24 protein-coding genes are annotated in these 26085 nt (G+C 64.9%); 13 read left to right on the top strand and 11 right to left on the bottom strand.

Features of this window, described 5'->3' with window-relative positions; genetic code table 11:
- Positions 1-2 precede the first annotated feature (2 nt).
- The 10 genes from XH80_RS11220 to XH80_RS11175 all read left to right on the top strand — a co-directional run bounded on the left by XH80_RS11220 (position 3) and on the right by XH80_RS11175 (position 9066).
- Complete coding sequence (locus XH80_RS11220) at positions 3-179, top strand: hypothetical protein (RefSeq protein ID WP_271598651.1); 177 nt, start codon at positions 3-5, stop codon at positions 177-179.
- Positions 180-311: 132 nt separating this feature from the next.
- The gene (locus tag XH80_RS11215; RefSeq protein WP_271598650.1) at positions 312-443 is read left to right on the top strand and encodes a hypothetical protein; all 132 of its coding nucleotides are present in this window, start codon (positions 312-314) and stop codon (positions 441-443) included.
- Between the two features lie 127 nt (positions 444-570).
- Positions 571-1509 (top strand): LysR family transcriptional regulator, encoded by a 939-nt coding sequence (locus XH80_RS11210; RefSeq protein WP_271598649.1) that lies wholly within the window; start codon positions 571-573, stop codon positions 1507-1509.
- 188 nt (positions 1510-1697) lie between these two features.
- Positions 1698-2576, top strand: a complete 879-nt coding sequence (locus XH80_RS11205) for a shikimate dehydrogenase (RefSeq protein ID WP_271598648.1) — start codon at positions 1698-1700, stop codon at positions 2574-2576.
- 55 nt (positions 2577-2631) lie between these two features.
- On the top strand, positions 2632-3762 hold the full coding sequence (locus tag XH80_RS11200) for an ABC transporter substrate-binding protein (protein WP_271598647.1): 1131 nt from the start codon (positions 2632-2634) through the stop codon (positions 3760-3762).
- Between the two features lie 85 nt (positions 3763-3847).
- Positions 3848-4723 (top strand): branched-chain amino acid ABC transporter permease, encoded by an 876-nt coding sequence (locus XH80_RS11195; RefSeq protein WP_271598646.1) that lies wholly within the window; start codon positions 3848-3850, stop codon positions 4721-4723.
- The gene (locus XH80_RS11190) at positions 4720-5718 is read left to right on the top strand and encodes a branched-chain amino acid ABC transporter permease (protein ID WP_271598645.1); all 999 of its coding nucleotides are present in this window, start codon (positions 4720-4722) and stop codon (positions 5716-5718) included. The genes XH80_RS11195 and XH80_RS11190 overlap by 4 nt, the downstream gene beginning before the upstream one ends.
- On the top strand, positions 5715-6458 hold the full coding sequence (locus XH80_RS11185) for an ABC transporter ATP-binding protein (protein WP_271598644.1): 744 nt from the start codon (positions 5715-5717) through the stop codon (positions 6456-6458). Before XH80_RS11190 ends, XH80_RS11185 begins: the two co-directional genes overlap by 4 nt.
- Positions 6459-6460: 2 nt before the next feature.
- Positions 6461-7198: an ABC transporter ATP-binding protein gene (locus tag XH80_RS11180; RefSeq protein WP_271598643.1), complete on the top strand. Its 738-nt coding sequence runs from the start codon at positions 6461-6463 to the stop codon at positions 7196-7198.
- Complete coding sequence (locus XH80_RS11175) at positions 7195-9066, top strand: bifunctional sugar phosphate isomerase/epimerase/4-hydroxyphenylpyruvate dioxygenase family protein (RefSeq protein ID WP_271598642.1); 1872 nt, start codon at positions 7195-7197, stop codon at positions 9064-9066. The genes XH80_RS11180 and XH80_RS11175 overlap by 4 nt, the downstream gene beginning before the upstream one ends.
- A 168-nt stretch (positions 9067-9234) precedes the next feature.
- On the opposite strand, the gene XH80_RS11170 is transcribed toward XH80_RS11175, so the two are convergent.
- Complete coding sequence (locus XH80_RS11170; protein ID WP_271598641.1) at positions 9235-10407, bottom strand: ABC transporter substrate-binding protein; 1173 nt, start codon at positions 10405-10407, stop codon at positions 9235-9237.
- A gap of 304 nt (positions 10408-10711) precedes the next feature.
- On the opposite strand from XH80_RS11170, the gene XH80_RS11165 reads away from it, so the two are divergent.
- A complete protein-coding gene (locus XH80_RS11165; RefSeq protein ID WP_271598640.1) occupies positions 10712-11974 on the top strand; it encodes an NAD(P)/FAD-dependent oxidoreductase in 1263 nt (420 codons plus the stop codon).
- Between the two features lie 141 nt (positions 11975-12115).
- On the opposite strand, the gene XH80_RS11160 is transcribed toward XH80_RS11165, so the two are convergent.
- From XH80_RS11160 to XH80_RS11145, 4 genes are all read right to left on the bottom strand, one after another.
- Positions 12116-13798, bottom strand: coding sequence for a tannase/feruloyl esterase family alpha/beta hydrolase (locus XH80_RS11160; protein WP_271598639.1), 1683 nt, complete (start codon positions 13796-13798; stop codon positions 12116-12118).
- A gap of 94 nt (positions 13799-13892) precedes the next feature.
- A complete protein-coding gene (locus XH80_RS11155) occupies positions 13893-15104 on the bottom strand; it encodes an ABC transporter substrate-binding protein (RefSeq protein ID WP_271598638.1) in 1212 nt (403 codons plus the stop codon).
- A gap of 51 nt (positions 15105-15155) precedes the next feature.
- The gene (locus tag XH80_RS11150) at positions 15156-15479 is read right to left on the bottom strand and encodes a 2Fe-2S iron-sulfur cluster-binding protein (protein ID WP_220004070.1); all 324 of its coding nucleotides are present in this window, start codon (positions 15477-15479) and stop codon (positions 15156-15158) included.
- A gap of 12 nt (positions 15480-15491) precedes the next feature.
- Entirely contained in the window at positions 15492-16700 is a 1209-nt protein-coding gene (locus tag XH80_RS11145) for a cytochrome P450 (protein ID WP_271598637.1), read from the bottom strand.
- Between the two features lie 83 nt (positions 16701-16783).
- Between XH80_RS11145 and XH80_RS11140 the strand changes: the two genes are divergently transcribed.
- Positions 16784-17290 carry a MarR family winged helix-turn-helix transcriptional regulator gene (locus XH80_RS11140; RefSeq protein ID WP_271598636.1) on the top strand — a complete coding sequence of 169 codons (507 nt, stop codon included), beginning with the start codon at positions 16784-16786 and terminating at the stop codon, positions 17288-17290.
- A 240-nt stretch (positions 17291-17530) separates the two neighbouring features.
- On the opposite strand, the gene XH80_RS11135 is transcribed toward XH80_RS11140, so the two are convergent.
- Positions 17531-19393 carry a feruloyl-CoA synthase gene (locus tag XH80_RS11135; protein ID WP_271598635.1) on the bottom strand — a complete coding sequence of 621 codons (1863 nt, stop codon included), beginning with the start codon at positions 19391-19393 and terminating at the stop codon, positions 17531-17533.
- A 284-nt stretch (positions 19394-19677) separates the two neighbouring features.
- Here XH80_RS11135 and atzF point away from each other — a divergent pair, with 284 nt between their 5' ends.
- Positions 19678-21498, top strand: coding sequence for an allophanate hydrolase (gene atzF / locus XH80_RS11130; protein WP_271598634.1), 1821 nt, complete (start codon positions 19678-19680; stop codon positions 21496-21498).
- A 109-nt stretch (positions 21499-21607) separates the two neighbouring features.
- Here atzF and XH80_RS11125 read toward each other — a convergent pair whose 3' ends face one another.
- Genes XH80_RS11125 through XH80_RS11105 form a run of 5 tightly spaced genes read right to left on the bottom strand, consistent with a single transcriptional unit; the run spans position 21608 to position 26073 of the window.
- Positions 21608-22330 (bottom strand): GntR family transcriptional regulator, encoded by a 723-nt coding sequence (locus XH80_RS11125; RefSeq protein ID WP_057747096.1) that lies wholly within the window; start codon positions 22328-22330, stop codon positions 21608-21610.
- A gap of 4 nt (positions 22331-22334) precedes the next feature.
- Entirely contained in the window at positions 22335-22727 is a 393-nt protein-coding gene (gene hpxZ, locus XH80_RS11120; RefSeq protein ID WP_057747099.1) for an oxalurate catabolism protein HpxZ, read from the bottom strand.
- Positions 22728-22739: 12 nt separating this feature from the next.
- Positions 22740-24134: an AtzE family amidohydrolase gene (locus tag XH80_RS11115; protein WP_271598633.1), complete on the bottom strand. Its 1395-nt coding sequence runs from the start codon at positions 24132-24134 to the stop codon at positions 22740-22742.
- A gap of 7 nt (positions 24135-24141) precedes the next feature.
- Complete coding sequence (locus XH80_RS11110) at positions 24142-24321, bottom strand: DUF4089 domain-containing protein (protein WP_271598632.1); 180 nt, start codon at positions 24319-24321, stop codon at positions 24142-24144.
- Positions 24322-24345: 24 nt separating this feature from the next.
- The gene (locus tag XH80_RS11105) at positions 24346-26073 is read right to left on the bottom strand and encodes a dipeptide ABC transporter ATP-binding protein (RefSeq protein ID WP_271598631.1); all 1728 of its coding nucleotides are present in this window, start codon (positions 26071-26073) and stop codon (positions 24346-24348) included.
- Positions 26074-26085: the final 12 nt, after the last annotated feature.

Here is a 26085-nt window from a genome sequence, read left to right as displayed (position 1 = left end):
CGATGGAAGACGAGAACATCGCCCTCAACAGCGTGCTCGGCCTCGAATTGAACCGCGTGTTTTTCGCCGTGCGCGACACGGCGAACAAGCAGAAGATCATCGAGTTCGCGCGAGCCGTGCTGCAAAGCGAACGCGCAGAGCGCGCCGGCAGCGTGTCGCCGGAGCAACCGGCCAGCTAGGACGCAGCCGCAGCAAGCGACCTCGGCGGCAACGGATTGCGCGACGACGCCCTTCGATTTGAGCGCGTTGATTTGAGCCAGAACAATCTAGCCGGGAAATTGGTTTCCCTTTTTTCCCTGTGGAGAAGGTCGATGAACCTGGTCGAGGCCCGTGCCCCGGACGCGGCGCAGCGTCTCTTCGATGATGCGCTGCAGAGCCGGGGCCCATCCATTCGCAATGCCCCCTCCGGCTTTCCGGGTCCCGGCTCTGCGCCGCAACGCTAGACGCGTTGCAGCGCGACCGGGACACAAGCGGCTTCCTCAATCCACACCGTCGGACACTTGCCGCTGGATGACGCCATGGCTCTCGTGAGATGATCGCCGCCACGATCGTCTTTCGGATGCCAAGACCATGATGACGCTGCGCCAGGTTGAAGTGATCCGTGCCGTGATGGTGACGGGCACCATTGGCGGCGCGGCAAAGCTGCTGAACGTGTCCGCGCCGGGGATCAGCCGGCTGGTCAAATACACCGAGCGCTCGCTCGGCATCCGCTTCTTCCAGCGTCAGAACGGCCGCTATTTCCCGACGCCGGAAGCCGAGAACATTTTCGAGCAGATCAACGGTGTCTACAAGAAGGTCGACGACCTCTCCGAGATCATCTCCAAGATCGGCCGCGGCGGCTTGTCGGAACTGCGGATCGGCTCGGTGCCGAGCATCTCGCAGGTGATGGTGCCGCGCGCCATCGAGCGCGTCCGGCGCCGGTATCCGGATCTCGGCATCGACATCAACATCCTCAAGATCGAAGAAGCCATCGACTATCTGCTGCTCGGCCGCGGCGAATGCGTGGCGATGAGCTACCGATTGGAGCATTCCGGGCTCGACTTCCTGCCGCTCGCCTCGGGCGAGCTCTATTGCGTCGTGCCGCCCGGCCACGAGCTCGCCCGCCGCAAGCAGGTGTCGGCCGCCGAGATCACCCGCTATCCGCTGATCGGCATCGATCCCAACGATCCCTATGGCCGGATCATGGCCGAGATCTTTGCGCGCCACCGGCTCGACTATAACATCACTATCCGTGCGCGCTTCGGTACCACGGTCTGCGCGCTGGTGAAGGCGGGGCTCGGCATCGCCATCATCGACCAGTTCACGGTCGCTCATGGCGGCTATCCCGGCGTCGAGCTCATCAAGATCGCCGAGCCGACGCAATTCGACACCTATATCGCCGTGAAGCGCGGCGCGCCGCTGTCGCTCCATGTCGAATATTTCATCGAATCACTGCGCGCCGAGATGCGCGCAGTCGAGCCAGCACGCAGCAACGGCAAGGCCGCGCTCGGGCGCGTGCGGAAGACCTAACATTATGTTAGGTTTGCGGGACGAAAGGGTAATTGTGCTAGGCAGAGGATTGACTATCGTCCCTCTTGGAATTGCGCGGTTTTCGCGGCTAATGGCCTGACATCGACGCGCGCCCCAAGAAATGATCAAGAAACGATCAAGGAACAATCGAGGGACGATCAAGGACCATCGAGAGACGATACTGAATCATGTCCAGCCGCGGCTCCGTTGCCTCCAAAAAACTCCTGACCGGCTTGATCGGTGCGCCGATCGCTCATTCCGCCTCCCCCGCCATGCATGAGCGCGCCGCCGAGGCGCTGGGCCTGCGGGGCCACTACCAGCTCATCGAGGTCGCCGGCGCGGATGCGACCGGGCTGAGCATGATGCTCGAGGGCGTGCGGCGGCTCGGCTTTGCCGGCGTCAACGTCACCTTCCCCTACAAGGAAGCCGTGGTGCCGCTGCTCGACGAGCTGGCATCGACGGCAGCCACGATGGCCGCGGTCAACACCATCGTGGTCAAGAATAACAGGCTGATCGGCCACAACACCGACACCACAGGCTTTGCACGCGCGGTCAAGCCGCTGCTGGCGCCTTCCGGAAATGCAGTGGCCGTGATCGGCACCGGCGGCGTCGGCAAGGCCATCGCGTTTGCGCTGGCGAGCCTCAAGGTGACTGACCTGCGCATCTTCGACAGCGAGCCGTCGCGGGCCGAGAGGCTTGCCGCGCTGCTGGCCAGTCACGGTGGCGCACGGGTCGCTCGAAGCGTCGAGGACGCGCTTGATGGCGCAACCGGCCTCGTCAACGGCACCCCCGTCGGCATGCTGCCGAACCGGGACACACCGGTCCCCCCGGCGCTGCTGCGCGAAAACCTGTGGGTCGCCGACGCTGTCTATTCGCCGCTGATCACGCCGCTGCTTGCCGCAGCGCGCGACAAGGGTGCGCGGATCATGACCGGGCGGGAGCTTGCGATCTACCAGGCTGCCGACGCCTTCGAATTGTTCACGGGCCTTGCCCCATCGACTGAAGTCATGGGAGAGGCTTTTGACGCCGTGATGGCCGCGCGCAGCGCCGCCTATCAGGTAGCTTGAGGCGAAGCGGCCGGACACAAGGCCGCTAGCAAAGATGAAACGGGAGGAGAGGACGATGAAATCAACGCTATTGGTGGGCGCGCTGCTCGCTGCCATCACGACCACGGGCGCCTTGGCGCAGACGATCAAGCTCGCCGACGTCGCCGAGTTGTCGGGTGGCGGCGCAACCGTCGGCACCAACTGGAAAAACGGCATCGACCTCGCGGTCGAGGAGATTAATGCCAAGGGCGGCATTCTCGGCCGCAAGCTCGAAGTCACTCATGCCGATTCGCAGTCCAACCCCGGCGTGGCGCGCGCGCAGGTGCAGAAGGCGCTCGACGCCGAGCCCTACGTGCTGCTCGGCCCCGGCTATTCCGGCTCGGTGAAGGTCACCGCCCCGCTCGCCGCCGAAGCCGGCATCACCCAGATCATGGGGGGCGAAGCCGCCGAGTTGACGCAAGCGGGCAACAAGTTCCTGTTCCGCACCTCGTTCGGCCAGCAATCCTCGATGCCGAAAGTCGCAAAGTACATCCACGACGACATGAAGGCGAAGTCAGTCGCAGTGGTCTGGGTCAACAATGATTTCGGCCGCGGCGGACGTGACGTCGTGATCAAGGAGCTGGAGCGTCTCGGCTCAAAGGTGGTCGCCGATCTCTCCACTGAAGCGGGCCAGGCCGATTTCGCCGCCGACGTCGGCAAGATCAAGGCCGCCAATCCCGACGCCGTCTTCGTCTACCTCAACGAAGAAGAGAGTGCGCGCATCCTGAAGGAGCTGAAGCGCCAGAGCGTCGCCGCGCCGTTGATGGGCGAGACAACGCTGATCGGCCAGAAGGTGATCGAGCTCGCCGGGGACGCCGCCAACGGCGCGCGCGGCCATGTCGGCCTCACCACGGATGCGCCGGTCGACCTGATCAAGGGTTTCCGCGATCGCTTCTCGAAGAAGTACAACTATGTGCCTGATCACAACGGCCTGAAGGGCTACCTCGCCGTCTACATGGTGAAGGCCACCACCGAGAAGATGGGCAAGGTCGATCCCAAGGCCTTCGCCGATACATTGCACGGCTTGACCATCAAGGCCTCCGAGGAGCCGGGCATTCTGATGGACGTCAGCTTCGACCAGAATGGCGACATCGATCGGCAGAGCTTCCTGGTTGAGGTGGTTGAAGGCAAGCAGGTGGTGAAGCAGGTGCTGCCGAAGCTGAAGTGATCTTCGCCTCTCTTCTCCCTCGCCCCGCTCTTACGGGGAGAGGGAGACGATAGAGCGGGGCGAGCGAGCGGCACGAGAGAGGAAGATGTCCAACCTGTTCGATCTCCTGGTCGCGGGCCTCGCCACTGGCGCGATCTATGCGCTGGTTGCGGTTGGCTTCACGCTGCTGTGGCAGACCTCGCAGACCATCAATTTCGCGCAAGGCGAGTTCGTGATGCTGCCGGCATTCCTGATGCTGGCGGCAATGCATGTCGGCGCGCCGTTCTGGCTCGCGAGCATCCTCGGCATCCTGCTCTCGATGATCCTGCTGGGCCTCGCCTTCAAGATGCTGCTGGTCGACCCGATGATGCGCCATGGCGTGCTGCCGCTGGCAATCGCGACCATGGCGCTCGCCATCGGCATCAAGGAAGCCGTGAAGCAGTTCTTCAGCGCCGAGGCCTCGCCGTTTCCGTCAATCGTGCCGACCGGCGATATCTCCGTCCTCGGCCATGCCGTGTCGCTGCAAAGCCTCGGCGTGCTCGTCGTCGCCATTCTGGCGGTGCTCTGCCTGACCACGCTGCTCAACCGCACGTCGCTTGGCCATCAGATGCAGGCCGCAGCGCAGAACCCGACCGTCGCGCGCATCATCGGCGTGCCGGTCGAGCGCATGATCCTGCTGACCTTCCTGATCAACGCCTTCCTGGTCGCGCTGGCCTCGCTGCTGATCACGCCGATCTATCTGGCGAAATTTTCCAGCGGTGAAGTGCTCGGCCAGGCCGCCTTCATCGCGGCGATCGTCGGCGGCTTCAACCAGGTGCGCGGCGCAATCATCGGCGGCCTCCTGATCGGCGTGCTCGACAATCTCGCGGCCGCCTATGTCTCGACGCAGTACCGCGCCGCCGTGCCAATGATCTTCCTGATCGCCGTCATCTTGTTCCGGCCGCAAGGACTGCTCGGCCGCGCCGAGGAGCGCACGGTATGAGCGGCTTTGCAAAGCCCCTGAAGATCGCGCTCGGCCTCGTCGTCATTGCCGGCCTGATCGTCATCCCCATGAATTTCAACCGCTACGGCCTGTTCATCCTCAGCCAATGGGCGGTGATGACGATCGCCGCCATGGGCCTCAACCTCACGCTGGGCTATGCCGGCCAGGTCTCGCTGGCGCAGGGCGCCTTCGTCGGTATCGGCGCCTATGCCGCCGCGATCATGACCACGCATGGCTGGCCGCTGCCGGCCGCGATCCTGGTTGCGATCGTGCTGAGCTTCGGCGTCGGTTGGGTGCTCGGCTATCCGGCGCTGCGCGTGCAGCACCATTACCTTGCCTTCGTCACCCTCGCCTTCTCGACCCTGGCCTTCCTGGTGTTTCGCAACGAGAGCTGGCTCACCGGCGGCATCTACGGCATCTCCAACATTCCGCGACCACACATCTTCGGCACCGCGACCAACAAGCCACTGCCGTTCTATTATGTCTGCCTCGGCTCGCTTGCGATCGTCTCGCTGGCGGTGTGGTGGCTGATCCGCACGCCCTGGGGCCGCGCCTTCATGGCACTTCGCGAGAATCCGTTGCGAGCCCAGTCAATGGGCATCGACACCCGCCGCTACACACTGATGGCGTTCGCGATCGGCTCGGCGCTCGGCGGCGTCGCCGGCGCGCTCTATGCGCCGCTGACGCAATATATCGATCCTGTTCCGTTCAACCTGTCGCTCTCGCTCGACCTCTTGATGATGGTGATCGTCGGCGGCGCCGGCTTCTATTTCGGTCCGTTCCTGGGGGCGATGATCGCGGTGCTGCTGCCGGAGTGGCTGCGCTTCACCGAGGGCTATTATCTGATGCTCTACGCGCTGGCTGTGATGGGGCTGCTGATCTGGTCGCCGACGGGAATCCTGGGAATCCTCGACCGCTACATGGCTGCACGGCGCACCAAGGCGGCGTCCGCGCAGCGCGCCGTCGCCAAATCCCGCCTGGAGACGGCGCAATGAGTGCGGTGCTCGAAGTCAACAATATCAAGAAAAGCTTTGGCGGCATCCACGCGGTCGACGGCGTCAGCTTCGATGTCCGCGAAGGCGAGATCCTCGGCCTGATCGGCCCGAACGGCTGCGGCAAGTCGACCTTGTTCAACTGCATCCTCGGCCAGCTCACGCCATCGGGGGGCGAGGTCAAGCTCGACGGCAAGGTGGTCACGGGCCTCCGCCCCTCCGAGCTCAACAAGCTCGGCGTGAGCCGCACCTTCCAGCTCTTGCAGGTCTTTCCAAAACTCTCGGTGCGCGAGAACCTGATCCTGGCGGGTCAGGAGCATCAGGGTAACATGGCCTCGCGCCTCGTCGGCCGCTCCGATGCCGGGCTGACGGATGCCGCCAACCGGATGATCGGCTTCTTCAAGCTCGATCATCTCGCGGCTGAGCCTGCCGGTGGCCTCTCCTACGGCCAGCAGAAACTGCTCGATGCCGCCATGGCGTTCATGGGCGGCCCGCGCCTGGTGCTGCTCGATGAGCCCGCCGGCGGTGTCAACCCGTCGATGCTGGCCGATCTGAAAGAGCGGCTGGTCGCCATCAACCGCGACAAAAACGCCACGTTCGTCGTGATCGAGCACAACATGGAATTCGTGATGTCGCTGTGCTCGCGCGTGATAGTGATGGCGGAAGGCAAGGTGCTGGCGATGGGACGGCCGGACGAGGTCCGGAAGAACCCGGCCGTGATCGAAGCCTATTTGGGACACTGACCATGAGCGACCCGATCCTCTCGGTTCACAACCTCGTCGGCGGCTACGGCAAGATGACGATCTTGAACGGCACCACATTCTCGGTGCCGTCCGCGACCATCACCACGATCATCGGCCCCAACGGCGCCGGCAAGTCCACTGTGTTCAAGGCGATCTTCGGTCTCCTGAAGCTCCGCGAAGGCAAGATCAGCTTCGCAGGCCGCGACGTCACAAACTTGAATCAGCGCGCGCTGCTCAATGCCGGCATCTGCTACGTGCCGCAGGGCCGCAATATCTTTCCCGAGCTCTCGGTCCGCCACAATATCGAGCTCGGCGGCGTCGCCGCCGGCAAGGGCATCGATCTGCCGACGCGGATCGAGGCCGCCCTCGACCTGTTTCCGGCGCTGCGCCGCAAATCGGCCCAGCAGGCCTCGACCTTGTCCGGCGGCGAGCAGAAACAGCTCGAAATCGCTCGCTCGCTGCTGCTCGAGCCGAAGCTGGTGCTGATCGACGAGCCCTCGATCGGGCTGTCGCCGCTGATGGTGCAGCAGACCTTCGATATCCTGAAGAATTTGCGCGACCGCGGCGTCACCATCCTGATGATCGAGCAGAACGCGCGCTCGGCGCTGGAGATTTCTGATATCGGCATCGTGCTCGAGCTCGGCCAGACCCGCATGGTCGACAAGGCGCAGCGCATCCTGAACGACCCACGCATCGGCCAGCTCTTTCTCGGGGGCGCCATGGAGGAAACTACAGCATGAACAAACGCTCGATCGCCACCGTTTCCCTCTCGGGCGCCCTCGACGAAAAGCTGCGTGCCATCGCATCGGCAGGCTACGAGGCGGTCGAGATTTTTGAGAACGACCTCTTGTCGTTCGGTTCGAAGCCGCGCGACATCGCAAAGCTTTGCAAGGACCTCAATCTCGAGATCTGCGCGTACCAGCCGTTCCGTGATTTCGAGGGTATGCCGGAGCCGCAGCGCGGGCGCAACTTTGCCCGCGCCGAGCGCAAGTTTGACCTGATGCAGGAGCTCGGCACCGATCTCCTGCTGATTTGCTCCAACGTGTCCCCTCACTCGCTCGGCGGCATCGACCGCGCAGCCGACGATTTTCGCGAGCTCGGCGACCGCGCTGCCAAGCGGGGCCTGCGCGTCGGCTATGAGGCGCTGGCCTGGGGCCGGCACGTCAACGACTATCGCGATGCGTGGGAGATCGTGCGGCGTGCCGATCATCCCGCGATCGGCGTCATCCTCGACTCTTTTCACGCGCTGGCACCGGGCTTCCCGGTTCGCGCCATGGCTTCGATCCCCGGCGACAAGATCTTTCTGGTCCAGCTCGCCGACGCGCCGAAGCTCGAGCTCGACATCCTGTCATGGAGCCGGCACTTCCGCTCCTTCCCTGGCCAGGGGGATTTGCCGGTCGGCGAATTCATGCAGGCGATCGCCGCTACCGGTTACTCCGGACCTTGGTCGCTGGAGATCTTCAACGACCAGTTCCGCGCCGGCTCCGCGGCACAGACCGCGGTCGACGGCCTGCGCTCGCTGATCCTGCTGCAGGACCAGCTCGCACCGGACTGGCCAAAGCTCGTCGGCGAGCCTCTGGCGCCGAAGCCCAAGAGCAGCGGCACCGGCTTCCTCGAATTCGCCGTCAACGAAACCAAGGCCGGCGAGCTCGCGCGATTGTTTTCGCAGCTCGGCTTCCGCAAGACCGGCAAGCATCGCAGCAAAGCGGTGGAACGCTGGTCGCAAGGCAAGGTCGAGCTCGTGATCAATTCCGAGACCGCCGGCTTTGCGCATTCGCACTATGTCACGCACGGCCCCGGCGTCTGCGCCATCGCGCTCGACGTCGACAATGCCGGCCTTGCCATGCAGCGGGCCGAAACGCTGAAGGCGCGCACCTTCTACCAGCCGGTCGGGCCGGGCGAGCTGGAGATTCCCGCGATCCACGGCGTCGGCGGCAGCCTGCTCTATTTCCTCGACCAGGCCGGCAAGAACTGGGACACGGATTTCGAGCCCGTCGCGAGCAACCCAAGCGCCGATGCGCTGATCGCGGTCGACCACATCGCGCAGTCGATGCCCTATGATGAGATGCTGTCCTGGCTGCTGTTCTACACCGGCATTCTCGACCTCAAGCGGCTGCCGCAGATGGAGATCGCCGACCCCAGAGGCCTCGTGCAGAGCCAGGCCCTCATCAATGGCGACCAGAGCCTGCGCTTCGTCGTCAACGGCTCCTCCGCCAACCGCACGCTGCCGGCCCGCTTCATCTCGGAGTTTTTCGGCTCGGGCGTGCAGCACGTCGCCTTTGCGTGCGAGGATATCTTCGCCACCGTCGCGGCGATGCGCGCACGCGGCGCCGGCTTCCTGGATATCCCCGACAATTACTACGACGACATCGAAGCCAAATACGACCTCGCCCCCGAAGTCATGGCCAAGCTCCGCGCCAACCACATCCTCTACGACCGCGAGGGCAACGGCGAATTCTTCCAGGTCTACACCCACATTTTCGACGAGCGCTTCTTCTTCGAGATCGTGGAGCGCAGAAGCTATCAGGGCTTTGGTGCGCCCAATGCCGGCATCAGGCTCGCCGCGCAGGCTCGCGAGGTGCGGCCCGCGAGCATGCCGAGGGTGTAGGCTCTATCCACGCGTCATTGCGAGCGCAGCGAAGCAATCCAGAATCCCTCCGCGGAAAGACTCTGGATTGCTTCGCTGCACTCGCAATGACGGCGGAGAGAGTCATCTCCCCGCATCCGCCTTCGCCAAGCGCTTCGGCGAGACAAGTGCGGGGAGAGGGGAGAGCCCTCACTTCATCGGGCACTTGTCGTGGAAGCGGTCCTGATCGTTGGTGACGATGGTGGCGACGGTCTTCAGCGTGAGCTCGCCGCCGGCGCCCTTCACCACGTCCTGCAGATAGAAGTTCTGGATCGGGATGTGGTTGTTGCCATATTTGAATGAACCGCGCAGCGACTTGAAGTTGGCCTTCTCCATCTCGCCCTTCATCGCGTCCTTCTTGGTCGTGTCGCCGCTGACGGCGACCACCGCGCTGTTGATGAGCTGCGCCGCGTCATAGGCCTGCGCGCCGTAATAGCTCGGCCGGGCATTCGGATATTTCGCGCGGTAGTCGGCAACGAACTTCTTGTTCTGTTCGTTCGGCAGATCGTTCACCCATTCCTGCGCGCCGGGCACACCGAATGCGTTCTCCTTCTGCAACGGCAGCGTCGTCTCGTCGACGGTGAAGGCGGTGTAGAGCGGCATGGTGCTCTTCATGCCGGCCTGGACGTATTGATTGAGGAACTGCGCGCCGGCCGCACCGGGATAGAACACGAAGATCGATTCGGCGCCGGAGGCGCGGGCTTTCGCCAGCTCCGCCGAGAAGTCGAGCTGGCTCGGCCAGACCGTGTATTCCTCGCCCTTGATCTCGCCCTTGAACGTGCTCTTCAGGCCGGCGAGCATATCCTTGCCGGCGGCGTAGTTCGGGCCGATCAGAAACACGCTCTTGACCCCGTTCGCATTCATGTAAAGGCCCATGGCGGCCGGCGTCTGGTCGTTCTGCCAGGAGGTCGAGAACACGTAAGGGCTACACAGCTCGCCCGCGAGCTGCGATGGACCCGCATTGGCCGAGATCAGGAAGGTCTTCGAGTCCACCGCGGTCTTGAGCGAGGCGAGCAGCACGTTCGACCAGATGTAGCCGACCAGGAAATCGACCTTGTCGGACTGAACCAGCTTCTCGGTCTTCTGCTTGCCGACATCAGGCTTCTGGCCATCGTCCTCATAGATCACCTCGACCGGCTTGCCGCCCATCTTGCGCCCGAGATGATCGAGCGCGAGCTCGAACGAGTTGCGCATGTCGTTGCCGATCACGGCGGTCGGGCCGCTGAAGGTCGAGACGAAACCGATCTTGATGGTGTCGCCGGCGAATGCCGGATTTGCCAGCACCAGCGTCGCTGCGCCCGCCAGCCAGAATGCCGTCCTCATAACCACTCCCCTCCTTATTATTGATCCCCGGAAAACGGGGTGATCGCCGCCCCGGAGCCTGTCTCTATTCAACGCAAAATCTGTCGCGCCGCCAATGGCTCAGCCGCCGCTCCTGCACCATATTTCGCCCTAAATGGAGATGGCAAGAAATATAATTCTACTTGCCTTGCCCGAGCCTGCGGCGCTTTTTCGCGGGGAATATCGATACGCCAAGCCTATTCCATCATTGATGACGGCTATTGGACCACGGCACCCAATCCGCACTTAAATAAGGGCGTGAAGAGGCAAGATTCGAGGGTGCATCATGGCCGCAAATCCCCATCGCGTCGTCATCGTCGGCGCCGGCTTCGGCGGGCTGGAGACGACCTACCGGCTTGCCGGCGCGCCGGTGGAGATCACGCTGATCGATCGCCGCAACCATCATCTGTTTCAGCCGCTGCTTTACCAGGTCGCAACCGCCTCGCTTGCGACCAGCGAGATCGCCTGGCCGATCCGTCATCTCATGCGCGACCGGCGCGAGGTGACGACGCTGTTCGCGACGGTGAGCGGCGTCGATAGCGCGCGCCGATGCGTGCTGATCGACGATGGCAGCGAGGTGCCCTACGACACGCTGGTGCTCGCCACCGGCGCGCGTCACGCCTATTTCGGCCATGACGAGTGGGAGACATGGGCGCCGGGACTGAAGACGCTGGAAGACGCGACCACGCTGCGCCGTCACATCCTGGTGGCGTTCGAGCGCGCCGAGCGGGAGACTGATCCCGCGAAGCGCGCGGCGCGGCTGACCTTTGTCATCGTCGGCGCCGGCCCGACCGGCGTCGAGCTCGCCGGCACCATCGCCGAGATGGCGCATCACACCCTGCCGGCAGATTTCCGCAACATCGATACCCACAAGGCGCGCGTGGTGCTGATTGAAGCGGGCCCGCGCGTGCTGGCGGGCTTTCCCGACGATCTCTCGGCTTACGCGCAGGCCTCGCTGGAAAAGATCGGAGTCGAGGTTGTGCTCGGACAGGCCGTCACCGAGATCAACCGCGATGGCGTGGTCTTCGGCGGCAAGCTGCTGGAGGCCAAGACGCGAATCTGGGCCGCCGGCGTGCGCGCATCGCCAGCCGCCGAGTGGCTGGGCGCACCAAGCGATCGCGCCGGACGCGTGCAGGTCGCCGACGACCTCACCATTCCCGGCCATCCCGAAATCTTCGCGATCGGCGACACCGTCAACATCAACGCCTGGAACGGCAAGCCCGTGCCGGGCATCGCACCGGCGGCGAAGCAGCAGGGCAAGCATGTCGCCGCGACCATCAAGGCGCGGCTGCAGGGCGCGCCGACCGGCCCGTTCCGCTACAAGCACGCCGGCAGCCTTGCACAGATCGGCAAGCGGCTCGCGGTGATCGACTTCGGCAAGGTCAAATTGCGCGGCACCATCGCGTGGTGGATCTGGGGCATCGCCCACATCTATTTCCTGATCGGCCTCCGCCACCGCCTCAGCGTCGCGCTGAGCTGGCTGTGGATCTACGCGCGAGACCAGCGCGCGGCGCGGCTGATCACGCAGGGCAGCAGCAAGGTGGTGTAGGGAACCTTCTCGTGTCCCGGACCCGGCGCGGCATGAAATGACGCGACGCAGAGCCGGGACCCGGAACCGTGGGCACGGCTCTGTAGCGCAGCGCTATACGCCGCACTGGGTTCGGGCAAGCGCCTGCCGACGCGCGACGGGCTACGGCGTCTTGCAAACGAAATTCGCGGCGTCCTCGCTGTCGCCCTGCCCGGAATACGCGGCGTAGCTCGGATACGGGCACAGCGGCCGCGTCCGGCCCGGGCTCCAGGACGCGGGGACTTCCTTGTTGGAGGGATTGGCGGACGCAATGACGCGCTCGGGTGCCTTGCCCTTCTCGACCCAATCGATCAGCGCGGACAATGCATCGAACTTGTCGAGGGTAACGCCGCCGCCGCAATGCGTTTCACCGGGAATCGTGAACAGGCGCGCGACGCCGTCGGCGCGCCCCTGCAGGTTCTTGTTCAGCCGGTCGTACCAGCGGATGCTGTCGTTCACCGAGAACACCGGATCGGCCTGACCGTGATAGATCAGCATCTTGCCGCCGGACTTCTGGAGCGCGGCGAGTTTGGGATCATCGATGTCAGGCGGCGTCATGAAGTCCATGGCTGACTCTGTGAAGGTCGCGTCCTTGGTGAAAATCTTCGGCGCGTCCTTGTCGAAATCATAGGCCTTCAGTGCCTCGACCAGCTTCTCGTTGCTGCCCTCGACCACGACCGGGGGTGTCGAGAAGATGTAGTTCAGCGACGCTGCGCCCATGGTGGCGATGATCGGGTAATTGTTCCAGGGCGCGATGGGGCTCTCGACCTTCCAGGTGCGCCAATTGCCGGTGCCGATGCCGCCGTCGAGGGGCCAGTCGGAATAGAGCGCCTCACCTTTCGAATTCTTCGGCCCGGCGAGGCTCATCTTCAGGGCGTCGACCCTGGCTTCGGACAAACAGGCGCTGTTCTGCCCCGGCGCGCAGACCAGGCTCTTGAGATCGAACGCCTTCTGACAGGCGGCGAGGTTGGCGGTCAGACCATCCTTGACGCCATCGAGCGCGTCGCAGGCCTCCGTGATGCGGGACGAAACGAGCTGGGCGTCCTCCTTGGTGATGGACTTGCGCAGATCGGGATCAACTTTCAGGAAGGCCTGCACGTCCCAGGCGTGCTGGATCGCAGCGCGCGGCAGGTCGAAGCCAGGATTGCCGACGAGGAAACCGTCGTAATTTTCCGGCATGCGCGACGCCGCGACCATGGCGTGACGCCCGCCGTTCGAGCATCCCGCCATATAGGAGCGTTCCGGCTTGCGCCCGTAATGCAGGGCGATGATCTGCTTTGCGACCGGCGACAGCGTCATGTCGGCGGCATAGCCATAGTCGCGCCGCGCCTGCGGATCGAGGCCGAACGCCGCGCCCGCAGTCAGGCCCAGCGACTTGTTCGCGGGGTCCGAGCCGGAATGGCCACTGTCCGACGACAGCACGGCAAAGCCGCGCGCCAGTGGCACTGTGCCACCGGAGGCTAAGCCCTCGGGCAAGCTGCCAAGAGCGGGCACGACGACGCCGTCGTTACCGCCATTGACCTGATGCAGGAAGCGGCCGTTCCACTCGGCCGGCAGGCGCAATTCGAACCCGATGGCATAGGACTTCCCGTCGGCTCCGGTCCGCCGGTTGGCAAGCCCCGTCAAGATGCAATGCTTGGGGAGACCGTTGGCCGCGTCCTGCGTTTTGGACCCGGTTATCTCGACGCTTGAGATACCGAGCGAAGCGGTGGTGACCGACGAGCAGGGCTCGCCGTCGGCGCGAGCCAGCGCGGTCGACCCCAGAAGCACGACCAGCGCAGCGGCTGATATCAAGCCAGTCCTCATGGCGGACCTCCCTATTTAGTTATATATTATAATCATTACCTCCATTTCTTATTTTGGCAAGTGCCGCCGCACCGCATTGGAAGCACAAGACCGTTTACCTGGCCAGTTCGCATCCGCCTTCCGCCAACGGGCGGAATGCCTGGTCGGCGGGAATCGTCGAGACCAGCTTGTAATAGTCGTACGGATATTTCGACTCTTCCGGCTTCTTCACCTCGAACAGATACATCGGATGCACGACGCGGCCGTCCTGGCGAATCGTGGTGTCGCCGAACAGCTTGTCCTTGCCCTTGAACTTCTTCATCTCGGGCACGACCTGCTTGGCATTGTCGCTGCCGGCGGCGGCGACGGCGTTGAGATAGGCGAGCGTTGAAGCATAGACCCCGGCCTGGTTGCCGCTCGGCATCTTGCCGTTCATGCCGGGCCGGGCGGCAAAGCGTTTGGCGAACGCGCGGGTGTCGTCGTTCATGTCCCAGTAGAACGCTTCCATGAGCTGGAGGCCCTGCGCCACCTTGATGCCCATGCCGTGAACGTCGTTGATGAAGAGCAGGAAGGCGACGAGCTTCTGGCCGCTCTGCTGGATGCCGAATTCGGCGGCCTGCTTCACCGCGTTGATCGTGTCGCCGCCTGCATTGGCGAGCCCGATCACCTGCGCTTTCGAGCTTTGCGCCTGCAGCAGGAAGGAGGCGAAATCGGAGGTGCCGAGCGGATGCTTGGAGGAGCCCAGCACTTTGCCACCGTGTCCCTCGATGTACTTCTGCGCCTCCGCCTCGATGCCCTTGCCGAGCGCGTAATCGACCGTGAGGAAATACCAGTCCTTGCCGCCGCGCGACATCATCGCCGCAGCGGTGGTGTTGCCGGTCGCCCAGGCATCGTTGACCCATTGGATGGTATTGGGCGAGCACGCCTTGCCGGTCAGATCGGAGCTCGCCGTCGATGACGCCAGGAAGGTCATGCGGCTGTCGCGCAGGAGCGTGTTGATGGAGAGGCCGACGGCCGAATTCGGCACGTCGACGATCGCGTCGACGCCCTCGACATCGAGCCATTTGCGCGCGATGGCATTGCCGACATCAGCTTTGTTCTGGTGATCGGCATAGACGATCTCGACCTTGATGCCTTTGCCGCCGCCGTTGAAATCCTCGGCCGCCATACGCGCGGCCTCGACGGAACCCATGCCGTTGGTGTCCTGGAAGATGCCGGAGATGTCGTTGAGCACGCCGACGCGCACGACATTCTCCGAGATCTCGGCGCTGGCCGCGCCACTGACCAGGCTCGCCACCAGAGCGAGTGTCCACTTCAGTCGCTTCATCATTCCCTCCCCTGATGTGCCGCGTTGGTCGTTGCCGCCGCGCTTGAAACGTCAGACCTGCCGCTCCGGCAGCTTCAGCACGAGCCCGTCGAGGTCTGGTGTGATCCTGATCTGGCAGGACAGCCGGCTGTTCGGGAGCCGCGCGGCCGCGGTGCCGTCGAGCAGCGCGTCCTCGTCGTCGGCCATCGCGGGCAGGCGGGCGATCCAGTTCTCGTCGACATAGACGTGACAGGTCGCACACATCGCGTTGCCGCCGCATTCGGCCAGGATGCCGTCGAAGCCGTGGCGGGTGGCCACCTGCATAGCGCTCTCGCCGTCCGAGGTCTCGACGCGGTCGGATTTGCCGTCGGGATGGACAAAGCTGATCGTGGGCATCGAGGCTCCTTGTCAGGCCGGGGTGATGGCAACGGGCAGGCTGTCGAGCCCGCGCAGCGTGTTGTTGAAGCGGCGCTTCGGTTCGCCGGTGATCTCGATCTTCGCGATCCGGCGTGCCAGCGCCGTCAGCATCACCTCGCCCTCGAGGCGGGCGACGAGCTGGCCGACGCACATGTGGATGCCCGAGCCGAAGCCGACATGGCCGGAGGTGCGGCGGGTGATGTCATAGCTGTCGGGGTCGTCCCAGCGGCGGGGATCGCGATTTGCAGCGGCGAGGAACATCAGCACCTTCTCGCCTTCGCCGATGCGCGCGCCCGACAGCTCGACCTCGCGCGTGGTGGTGCGGAAGAAGGTCTGGACCGGGCTCTCGAAACGCACCGCCTCCTCGAAGGCGCCGCGCGCCAGCGAAAGATCCTCGCGCAGGCGCTGCCATTGCTCGGGGAAGCGCGCGAGACAATAGACGGCGGCGCCGATGCCGTTGACGGTCGTGTCGAGTCCGGCCGACAGCAGCGAGCGGACCAGCAGCGGCGCTTCGGTGGGCGTGATAGCACCCTCGTCGACCTGTGCGTGAATGCAGGCCCCAAAGCCGCCGGGTGCCAGGTTCTCGCGCTGGCACTGCTCGGCAACATAGGCCTGATGCGGCGCCGATCGTTCGATCGCCTCCTGGCGCAACCGGTTCGGGGGGCCGAAGGCGTTGAACACGACGCTCGCATAGGGGATGAGGTGCTCGCGGCCTTCGGGCTTCAGGCCGAGCGCATCGGGGAAGATCGAGAGCGGATAGGCTTCCGCAAGATCGGCGATCGCGTCGAAGCTGCGCTTCTCCAGCAGGACATCGACGCGCTCCTCCGCCGCCGCGGCAAAGCGGTCGCGCACCTGCTTCATTGCGGTCGGCGACAGCACTTTCGACAGCACGGCGCGGGTGCGGGTGTGCGCGGGCGGATCGGCCTCCAGGATCAAGCTCGGCGGCCGCCACGGCGTCTCCTTCTTGAAATCCGACAGGCCGACGCCGCGGCTGGAGCAGAAGGTCGCGGGATCGTTCAGAACGGCATGGACTTCGGCATAGCGCGCGACGCCATAGGCATTCCATTTGTCGAGATAGACCACCGGCCCCGCCTCCCTCAGCACCTCGTGCGTCGGATAGGGATCGGCGAAAAAGTCCATCGCGAAGGGATCGACGTCGAGATGCGGGACGCCTGATACGGCGGAGCCGGATGTGCTCATTGAACGCCTCCCTCATTTTGATCTTGTGAAAGGGCGGCGCTTGCCATTAGGTCTGCGGGCCCCCCGCGAGTCACAAGGCCGATATGCCACCGTCTTCGACCAAAGCCCGCCACAAGCCCTCGCCCAGAGATGCGGGACCGACGCTCGATCTCGACCGTTACGTCCCGGCCTTCATCACCTTCATCGCCAACAAGCTCTCGAACAGCGCGACCGCGCTCTACCAGCGGGAGTTCGGCGTCAACGTCACGGAATGGCGGATCATGTCGCTGCTGGCGATCGAACCCGGAATTCCGGCCTCGCGCATCTGCCACGTCATTGGTTTCGACAAGGGCCCGGTGAGCCGAACGCTGGCGGGCCTGGAGAAGCGGGGGTTGGTCTCGATCCGCACCGATCCGGACGATGGCCGAACCCACTCGATCGCGCTGACGGCGAAGGGGCGCGCGACCCATGACAAGGTGATCGTGGCCGCATTCGAGCGTGAGCGGCGGCTGTTGTCCTGCCTTAGCAAGGACGAACGCGAGGTGCTGATCGACCTGCTGCGCCGCCTGCACGAGAATCTCGGCGCCGTGACCGGCAGCACGGAGACCTGACATCTCGCGCACCGGGCGCGATCCGGCGTCATCTCCTGGCATGCGCCTACGTTTGCCGACGACACCATTGCTGCCGCGCATTGTTCCCTCCGAGATCAAACGCGACGGTTCGCCCGCCGTCATTCCTGGTTCGGAATGGTTCGCACAAATTAGTTGCTAAGGCAACAAAATATTCGTGCAGCCCATTACGACAGAACGGCTGGCATATTTGGGCCTGGCGTCCGGGGCACGCCAGCGACTCTAGCCGGTGAGCGCGCAGCCGATCCACTCCGCCGACGCATCGTCGTTCAGCCGCGCCACGGCGTCTGCGCGCCGCGTCAGCACGGCACGCTGATTGATGTAGCCCTTGTCGGTGATCTCACCGCCATCGACCGAGGCCGGCTCGGCAAGCAGCAGCGCGCGCGTCGCGTGTCCGGACGAATTGGCGCTCTGCTGCTTCAGTTTGGCCAGGCCCTGCGCGATCGCAGACCGGACCTTGTCATGCGCCAGCACGTCGCTCACATCAGCAGTGTCGGGCAGGCCAGCATGCGCCCGGCACGCGGCGATATTCGGAAATACCAGGAAGCGGACCTCGTCGCCGCCATCGCCTGACACCACGATGTCCTGCGCAAGCGGCGCCAGCGCGGCGATGCCGGCGAGGCGCAACGTGCCGCCGCTGACCCAGGTACCGGAGTTGAGCTTGAAATCCTCCGCGACGCGGCCGTCGAAGAACAGGCCACGCTCGGGACGCTCCGGGTCCGCAAACTTCACGGCATCGCCGATGAGATAAAAGCCCTCTTCGTCAAATGCCTGCTTCGTCAGCTCCGGCGCTTTCCAATAGCCAGGCGTGACGTTGGGACCGCGCACCCGTACCTCCAGCTTGTCGCCTGATTTGACGAGCTTGAGCTCCGTGCCGGGAATCGGCACGCCGATATTGCCGGAGCGCTCCGCGAGGAAATGACAATCGGTCGCCAACGGCGAGGTCTCCGTCGAGCCCCAGGCGGAGACCATCGGCAGCGCACGGCCAACGGTCTCGACGGAGAGCTGCGCGAGCGCGTCCCAGAGATTCTGCGGCAACGCAGCACCGGCATAGAAGGCGAACTTCACCTCGCCGAAGAAACGCCGGCGCAGCTCCTCGTCGCCACGCAGCGCCGCGATCAGCATGTCGAAGCCGCGCGGGACGTTGAAATAGACCGTCGGCATCACGCTTTTCAGATTGGCGAGCGACATTGAAAAAAGGCCGGGCACGGGCTTGCCGCCGTCGATATAGAGCGAGCCACCATTGCGCAGCACGAGATTGAGATTGTGGTTGGCGCCGAACGTGTGACTCCAGGGCAGCCAGTCGAGAATAACGAGGTCGCCTCCGCCTCGCTCAAGGAAGGTCCAGGTCTGCGCCTTGGCCTGCTGGCTCGAGGTCAGCATGCGCTGGGTGTTGATGACGGCCTTGGGCGCGCCTGTCGAGCCCGAGGTGAACAGGAATTTTGCGATCGTATCGGGCGTCACCGCGGCAAAGGCCTTTGCGACATCGGCAGACTCGGGCGTTGTCGTGACGACGCGGAAGGCAAGCGCATCAGCATCGCCAGCATTGCCACTAATGATCTGCGCGGTGTGCAGCGGCTTGATCGCAGCGAGCGCCGCCGCGAACGGCTTGGTTCCGGAAACATAGATCGCGCCGGGCTCGAGCAGCGCGATCATGCTTTTCAGCTTGTCGAAATCCTTCGACATCAGCGAATAGGCCGGCGAGATCGCAGCCGAGGGCACGCCGACATGCTGCGCGGCAAGCGCGAGCAGCGCATGGTCAACGCTGTTGTCGGAGAGAATGACAATTGGGCGCTCCGCGCTGAGCCCCTGCGCCAGAATCCACGACGCTGCCGCACGCACCCGCCGCAGGGCACCCGCGTAAGTCATGGTGGCCCAGGGCGTATCGGCGCCATCACGCTCGGCAAGGAAGATCCTGTCGGGCGCTTGCCGCGCCCATTGCTCCAGCCAGTGGCCGACGCAGCGCGCGCTGTCGCGCAAGGGCTCGGGCGAACGCAGCACGATGCTGCCGTCGGCGCGATGCTCGGCGACGGTCTTTGGCACTGCGAACAGGCTCGAAGCGCCACCGCATGGGGCTGACGTCATGATTTTCCTCCTCGCCCGTATCCGGGATCGGTTGCGGCCTGGTTCCGGACGCTTTGACCATAATGTTTCGCACGGCAATTGTTGTCGTCAACAACCCTGCTCATGATTTGAGCAGATGCCCGTTCCGGGGCGTCGGGACCGCGACCCCATCGATCGGCAAAACATCGCACAACCCACTGATCTCGCGATAGTATCGGGCGCATCCAGCCTGCCCGGATTCTGTACACAATGGCACATCGCTTGCTTCATTCCGGGTGAAGACATGTTGCCGGAGTTTTGACGCCATGGGGGCAGAACTGGGGGCTGAGCAGCCTGAAACGATCGCCGCGATTGTGGCCGCACATCGCGCGGGCACACTCACGCCGGCGCAAACCGTGGCCCGGACCTATCAGCGCATCCGCGAGCACAACGATCCCGCCGTCTTCATCAGCCTGCGCGACGAGAAGGACGCGGTTGCCGAGGCCGAAAAGCTGGCGGCGCGCGCGGATGCCGCCGGCTTGCCGCTCTATGGCATTCCCGTCGCTGTGAAGGACAATATCGACGCGCTGGGATTTCCGACCACGGCGGCGTGTCCGGCCTTCTCCTACATGCCGACGCATGACTCCACCGCGGTGGAGCGGCTGCGCGCCGCCGGCGCAATCATCATCGGCAAGACCAATCTCGACCAGTTCGCAACCGGCCTCGTCGGCGTGCGCTCGCCCTACGGCATTCCCAAGAATTCCATCCGCGAGGATCTCATTCCCGGCGGCTCGAGCTCGGGCTCGGCGACGGCCGTCGGCGCCGGGCTGGTGCCGCTGTCGCTCGGCACCGACACCGCCGGCAGCGGCCGCGTGCCGGCGATGCTCAACAACATCGTCGGGCTGAAGCCGAGCCTCGGCATGATCTCGACTGCGGGCCTGGTGCCGGCTTGCCGCACGCTCGACTGTATCTCGGTGTTTGCGCTGACGGTCGACGATGCCGCGCTCGCGCTCTCGGTGATGGCCGGCCCCGACCAGGCCGATCCGTTCTCGCGCGACCGGCCGTTAGAGCCGATCACCCCCTTCCCGACAAAGCTGCGCCTCGGTGTCCCGCGCAACGGGCAGCTGATCTTCTTTGGCGACAAGAAATCGGAAGCCGCTTACGCGGATGCGCTGAAGCGCTGGACCGCGCTCGGTGCGACCCTGGTCGAGTTCGACCTCGAGCCGTTCTACGAGACGGCGCGACTGCTCTATGAGGGGCCGTGGGTCGCCGAACGCTATCTCGTGATCAAGAATCTGCTGGCCTCTGCGCCCGATTCAATTCATCCCGTGACCCGCGAGATCACCGCGGCCGGGGCGCGGCTGACGGCGGCCGAGACGTTCTCCGCGCTTTATCGCCTCCAGGGGTTGCGCAAGATCGCCGAGCGCACGTTCGCCAACATCGACGCGCTGGTGCTGCCGACGGCGCCGACCGCCTACACGACCGCGCAGGTGCTGGCCAATCCGATCGAGCTCAACAGCCGGCTCGGCACCTACACCAATTTCGTCAACCTGCTCGATCTCTGCGGTCTCGCCGTGCCGGCATCGATGCGCGCGGACGGCGTTCCGTTCGGCATCACGCTGCTGGCGCCGGCGGGACGCGATGGAATGCTCGCAAGCATCGGCCGCATCTTCCATGCGGATACAAAGCTGACCGTTGGCGCGAAGGGCGTGGCGCAGTCACCGCTTGCGGCCCTTCCCACAAACAGCAGCGACGAGATTCCGATTGCCGTCGTCGGCGCGCATCTCTCCGGCATGGCGCTGAACGGGGAGTTGAAGGCCCTGAATGCGAAGCTGATCGAGGTAACCAGCACTGCACCGGACTACGAGCTCTATGCGCTTCCGACCACGCCGCCGAAGCCCGGCATGTTGCGCGTCGCGGCCGGCAAGGGCGCATCGATCGAGCTCGAAATCTGGACGTTGTCGCCGTCTGCGTTCGGCAAGTTCGTGAATGCGATTCCGGCGCCGATGGCGATCGGGACGGTGCGGCTGGCCGACGGCAGAAGCGTGAAGGGATTTCTCGTCGAACCGGAAGTGCTGGGCGAGGCGCGCGATATCACGGCGTATGGCGGCTGGCGGAAGTTCATGGCGGAAGCCGCCACGGCGTAGGTCTCGTAGGGTGGGTAAGCGAAGCGTGCCCACCATCACCATCAATCGGAAAGAACGTGGGCACGGCGCTTCGCGCCTTTGCCCACCCTACGGCACCGATTGCGCCGCCCTACACCGACACCGCATAAATCTCATACTCCCCGCGCACCAGCTCGATATGGGCCCGCATCGCGGCGGCGGCGCCCTGCTTGTCACCGCGCATGATGGCGACGACGACGCGGTCGTGCTCGGCTTGCGACTTGGCGAGACGGCCGAGATTGCGGAACTGGGCGCGACGGAACGGCTGCACCCGCACGCGCGTCGCCAGCGTGATCTCGGCGATGTAGCCGTTCTGCGATCCCGCATAGATCGCGTTGTGGAAGCGCTCGTTGACCTCATGGAAGCGATCGGGGTTACCGGCGTAACTCAGCACGCGCAGTTCTTCGTGGATCGCCTCCAGACCGTGACGCTCGGCGGCCGACATGCGCTCCGCCGCAAGTCCGGCACACAATGCTTCCAGCTCCGCCATCGCCTCGAACATGCTCTTGAGACGCTCGATCGAGGGCTGAGCGACCACCGCGCCGCGATGGGGACGCGCCTCGACCAGGCCGCTCGTGACCAATTGACGCAGCGCTTCGCGCACCGGCGTGCGCGAGACACTGAAGCGCCGTGCGATGTCGGTCTCGTCCAGTGGCGTGCCAGGGGCCAGAGTTCCCCGCACGATCTCGTCGGCAAGCTGGAGACGCAGCTCCTCCGCGCGCGTGACCTTTTGCACCGACGGTGAGGCACGGTCGACGCGGGGCACCACCGGTTCGGCCGGCAGTGTCCCGGGCGGAAAATCGTCAAGCGTCATACGGTCAGGTCTCTTTCGACTCGTCGATGATGCTGACATGGGCAGCGACGACGCGCCAGCCCTCCGGGAAGCGAATCCAGGTCTGCATCTGCCGGCCGACCTTGCCGGGAGCCGTGTCGCGATAGAACAGGGTGGACGCCACCGCCGTGTCGCGGCCATAGCTGGAGATGACAGTCTTCGCCCTGCGGCGGTTGAGGCCAACAGGCGAGCGGCCGGCGCGGAAGCCGGCGATCGCCTCATAGCCGTAGAGATTCTCGCCGATGCCGTAGCGCAGCGTACGGGGATCGTTGCGGAACAGCTCGCCGAGCACGGCGACGTCGTTGCTCACGAGGGCTTGCTCATAACGCTCAAACGCGGCTTTGACTTCGGCGATCACGTCGGGGAGATCGATCTCCATCTCAAAATCCTCTTAAAGTCCCCTTGGGGCTGGCGCGGCGACCACGCCCATCTGTTCCAATGCATATGCGACGCGCAGCGCGACGTCCTCGCGCCAGGGCGCCGCGATGATTTGCACCCCGATCGGCAGCGGCTCGAGCGGCACGGGCACCGCAACCACGGGCAGACCGATGAACGAGATCGGCTGGGTGTGGATGCCGATATTGGCGCGCACTGGCAGCTCGACACCGTCGAGATTGAAGTTGACCTGGCCGAGCTTTGGCGCCGTGCAGGGCGTTGCCGGCGCCAGCAGCACGTCGACGGACTTGAATAGCTCGGCGAGCTGCGCGCGATACCAGCGGCGGAATTTTTGCGCGCGGTCGACCAGCGCCGCCGGCACCATCGCGCCGGCGATCAACCGGTCACGCACGGCGGGATCGAAATCGTTCGGACGCCTGCGCAGACGATCGAGATGCAGCGAGGCACCTTCGGTGGTGGTGATGACGTAAGCCGCCGCGCGGGCGCGCGAGGCTTCGGGCACGTCGATGACTTTCGTCGCGCCCAGTGCCTTGGCGACGCGGCCGACGGCTTCGACCGCTTCCGGGAACACATTCTTCTGGAAGTGGCCGCCGGCGATCGCGATGCGCAGATCCGAGACCGGATTGGCGAGCAGCGGCAGCGTCGGCTCCAATCCTCGCGTCGTGCAAGCGCCGTCATCGGCATCCGGGCCCTGCATTGCGTCGTAGGCGAGCGCGAGGTCGGTGACGGAGCGTGCGAACGGGCCGAGATGATCCAGGCTCGCCACGAACGGGAACGAGCGCGCGCGGGACAGCCGGCCATAGGTCGGCTTCAAGCCGAAGATGCCGCAGAATGACGACGGCACGCGGATCGAACCATTGGTGTCCGAGCCGAGCGCAAGCGGCACCAGCGCGCCGCCGACGGCGCTGCCCGAACCGCCGGAGGAGCCGCCGCTCATCCGCGTGGCGTCGTGCGGATTGCGCGAGGGACCGTCATGGACGTTCTCGCCCGTAAAATCGTAGGCGTATTCGCCCATGTTGAGCGCGCCGACGAGGACGGCGCCGGCGGCCTCCATGCGCTCGATCAGCGTCGCGTCGCGCTTGGCGGGTGCGAGGTCGCGGTTGATCTTCGAGCCGGCGCGGGTTGGAAGCCCGGCGACGTCGAACAGGTTCTTGACCGCCAACGGCACGCCGGCGAGCGGGCCGACGGCCTTGCCGGCGGCGATGTCGGCATCGATGGCGCGCGCCTTGGCGCGGGCGCGATCGGCGGTGACGTCGGTGAAGGCGTTGAGGATGGCGTCGTGCTGCTTGATGCGTGCGAGCGCGGCTTCAGTCGCATCGAGCGCGGACAATTGGCCGCCGGCCACCGCCTTTGCGATGTCCGCAGCACTCATCTCTGGCTTGGTGGTCATGGCGGCATCAGGCCGTGAAGATCGGCGCTGGCTCGGTGTCGTCCGGCAGCGCGAAATCGTCGACCAGGCGGCCAAGCCGCAGCGAGACCTCGAGATTGGCGCGGATCGCGGGCCGCCAGGCCTCCTCGACCGGCAGTCCCAGCGCTTTCGATACGGCGTCGATATAGTCGTCCAGCGGCTCGGCCATCACTCTCTCAAGCTCAGTGCAGTCTTAGTGGACCTGCAACGGCGGATGCGGGATCGCCGTCAGCAGCTCCTTGGTGTAGTCATCCTGCGGATCGCTGAGGACCTTTTCGGAAGAGCCTTCCTCGACGATCCGCCCCGTCCGCATCACAATGACACGATCGCACAACAAGCGTACTACATTCAAATCATGCGAGACAAACAGATAGCTCATACCTAGCCGCGCCTTGAGGTCCTGGAGCAGGTTCAGGACCACCGCCTGCACCGAGACGTCGAGCGCCGCGGTCGGCTCGTCGAGGATCACCAGCTTCGGATGCAGCGCGATGGCGCGGGCGATGCCGACGCGGGCCTTCTGGCCACCGGAAAGCTGGTGCGGGAACCGGTCCAGCAAATTGTGCGGCAGGCCGACCATGGTGGCCAGCTCCTCGCAGCGGGCGCGGAGCGCGTCACGGCCCTTGATATCGCCCAATTGCATGATCGGATCGGCGATGGCGCGCGCGGCGGTGAAGCGCGGGTTGAGGCTGTCGGTCGGATCCTGGAACACCATCTGGATGCGGCTGCGCTGCGGCAGCCGGGCAAAGGCTGCTGGCGCGATGGCGCCGATGTCCTCGCCGTCGAACTGGATCAGGCCGGAGGTCTGGTCGAGCAGGCGCATCACCATCATCGAGGTGGTCGATTTGCCGCAGCCGGATTCGCCGACGAGGCCGACGCTCTCGCCATGGCCGATCGTGAAGCTGATGCCATCGACGGCACGAAACACGTCCAGCTCGACCGGCGGCTTGCGGCCGAACAGTTTTCCGAGCGTGGCGGTGGCGCCCTGGCGCGGATATTCTTTCACGAGCTTTTCGATGAGGAGGAGCGGCTTCTGACTCTCGGCGCTTGCCGCGGCTGGCGCAGCAGGCTCCGCGGGTGCGGCGGGCGTCGCGCCCTCTTCCTCCGGCAACAGATCCCGCAGTGACACGCCGAGCCGTGGCGTCGCGCGCATCAGCTTCTTGGTGTAGGGGTGCTGCGGGCTCGCGAAGATGTCGGCGGCGTTGGCGGTCTCGACCACGCGCCCCTTCTCCATCACCACGACGCGGTCGCAATAGGCGGCGGCAAGGCCCAGGTCGTGGGTGATCAGGATGGTCGACATCGCCTTGCGTTTGGTCAGCTCGACGATCAGGTCCATCACCGCCTTCTGGGTGGTGACGTCGAGACCGGTGGTCGGCTCGTCGGCGATCAGGAGCTGCGGATTGCAGGCGAGCGCGAGCGCGATGACGACGCGCTGGCACATGCCGCCGGACAGCTCGAACGGATAGGCATGATAGCGCTCGCGCGGGCGGGCGATCTTGACCTGCTCCAGCGCCTCGATCGCCTTCTCGCCGTGATCGGCAACCTGGGCCTGCTGCACATGGGTGCGCAGCACGTCCTCGATCTGGTCGCCGACTTTCCTGATCGGGTTCAGCGCCGCGCGCGGGTTCTGGAAGATCATCGAGACTTCGCGGCCGCGCAGGTCGCGCATCTGGTCTTCGCTGGCGGCCTTGACGTCGATGCCGGAGAACATCACCGAGCCCTCGGCGATCTTGCCGGCGCGGTCGAGGATGCGCATCACCGCATAGGACGTCACCGACTTGCCGGAGCCTGATTCGCCGACGATGGCGAGCGTCTCGCCCTTGGCGACGGAGATGTTGACATGCTGCACGGCCTTGACGATGCCGCGCCGGGTGGTGAATTCGACGGTGAGGTCCTGAACGTCGAGCAGCGGCTGAGCGGTCACGAACGCCTCCGG

This window comes from Bradyrhizobium sp. CCBAU 45384, from assembly GCF_028128665.1.
Classification (GTDB): Bacteria; Pseudomonadota; Alphaproteobacteria; order Rhizobiales; family Xanthobacteraceae; genus Bradyrhizobium; species Bradyrhizobium manausense.
Note: the sequence above shows the minus strand (reverse complement) of the source record. Positions and strands in the feature narration are given on the sequence as shown.

Excerpts from the sequence above, each read along its gene's own strand:
- XH80_RS11165 (WP_271598640.1), top strand. The coding sequence starts at position 10,712 with ATGGCCGCAAATCCCCATCGCGTCGTCATCGTCGGCGCCGGCTTCGGC.
- XH80_RS11200 (WP_271598647.1), top strand. The coding sequence starts at position 2,632 with ATGAAATCAACGCTATTGGTGGGCGCGCTGCTCGCTGCCATCACGACC.
- XH80_RS11185 (WP_271598644.1), top strand. The coding sequence starts at position 5,715 with ATGAGTGCGGTGCTCGAAGTCAACAATATCAAGAAAAGCTTTGGCGGC.
- XH80_RS11110 (WP_271598632.1), bottom strand. The coding sequence starts at position 24,321 with ATGGCCGAGCCGCTGGACGACTATATCGACGCCGTATCGAAAGCGCTG.
- XH80_RS11215 (WP_271598650.1), top strand. The coding sequence starts at position 312 with ATGAACCTGGTCGAGGCCCGTGCCCCGGACGCGGCGCAGCGTCTCTTC.
- atzF (WP_271598634.1), top strand. The coding sequence starts at position 19,678 with ATGGGGGCAGAACTGGGGGCTGAGCAGCCTGAAACGATCGCCGCGATT.
- XH80_RS11135 (WP_271598635.1), bottom strand. The coding sequence starts at position 19,393 with ATGACGTCAGCCCCATGCGGTGGCGCTTCGAGCCTGTTCGCAGTGCCA.
- XH80_RS11160 (WP_271598639.1), bottom strand. The coding sequence starts at position 13,798 with ATGAGGACTGGCTTGATATCAGCCGCTGCGCTGGTCGTGCTTCTGGGG.
- XH80_RS11155 (WP_271598638.1), bottom strand. The coding sequence starts at position 15,104 with ATGAAGCGACTGAAGTGGACACTCGCTCTGGTGGCGAGCCTGGTCAGT.
- XH80_RS11170 (WP_271598641.1), bottom strand. The coding sequence starts at position 10,407 with ATGAGGACGGCATTCTGGCTGGCGGGCGCAGCGACGCTGGTGCTGGCA.
- XH80_RS11125 (WP_057747096.1), bottom strand. The coding sequence starts at position 22,330 with ATGACGCTTGACGATTTTCCGCCCGGGACACTGCCGGCCGAACCGGTG.
- XH80_RS11115 (WP_271598633.1), bottom strand. The coding sequence starts at position 24,134 with ATGACCACCAAGCCAGAGATGAGTGCTGCGGACATCGCAAAGGCGGTG.
- XH80_RS11210 (WP_271598649.1), top strand. The coding sequence starts at position 571 with ATGATGACGCTGCGCCAGGTTGAAGTGATCCGTGCCGTGATGGTGACG.
- XH80_RS11220 (WP_271598651.1), top strand. The coding sequence starts at position 3 with ATGGAAGACGAGAACATCGCCCTCAACAGCGTGCTCGGCCTCGAATTG.
- XH80_RS11180 (WP_271598643.1), top strand. The coding sequence starts at position 6,461 with ATGAGCGACCCGATCCTCTCGGTTCACAACCTCGTCGGCGGCTACGGC.
- XH80_RS11190 (WP_271598645.1), top strand. The coding sequence starts at position 4,720 with ATGAGCGGCTTTGCAAAGCCCCTGAAGATCGCGCTCGGCCTCGTCGTC.
- XH80_RS11145 (WP_271598637.1), bottom strand. The coding sequence starts at position 16,700 with ATGAGCACATCCGGCTCCGCCGTATCAGGCGTCCCGCATCTCGACGTC.
- XH80_RS11140 (WP_271598636.1), top strand. The coding sequence starts at position 16,784 with ATGCCACCGTCTTCGACCAAAGCCCGCCACAAGCCCTCGCCCAGAGAT.
- hpxZ (WP_057747099.1), bottom strand. The coding sequence starts at position 22,727 with ATGGAGATCGATCTCCCCGACGTGATCGCCGAAGTCAAAGCCGCGTTT.
- XH80_RS11195 (WP_271598646.1), top strand. The coding sequence starts at position 3,848 with ATGTCCAACCTGTTCGATCTCCTGGTCGCGGGCCTCGCCACTGGCGCG.
- XH80_RS11150 (WP_220004070.1), bottom strand. The coding sequence starts at position 15,479 with ATGCCCACGATCAGCTTTGTCCATCCCGACGGCAAATCCGACCGCGTC.
- XH80_RS11175 (WP_271598642.1), top strand. The coding sequence starts at position 7,195 with ATGAACAAACGCTCGATCGCCACCGTTTCCCTCTCGGGCGCCCTCGAC.
- XH80_RS11205 (WP_271598648.1), top strand. The coding sequence starts at position 1,698 with ATGTCCAGCCGCGGCTCCGTTGCCTCCAAAAAACTCCTGACCGGCTTG.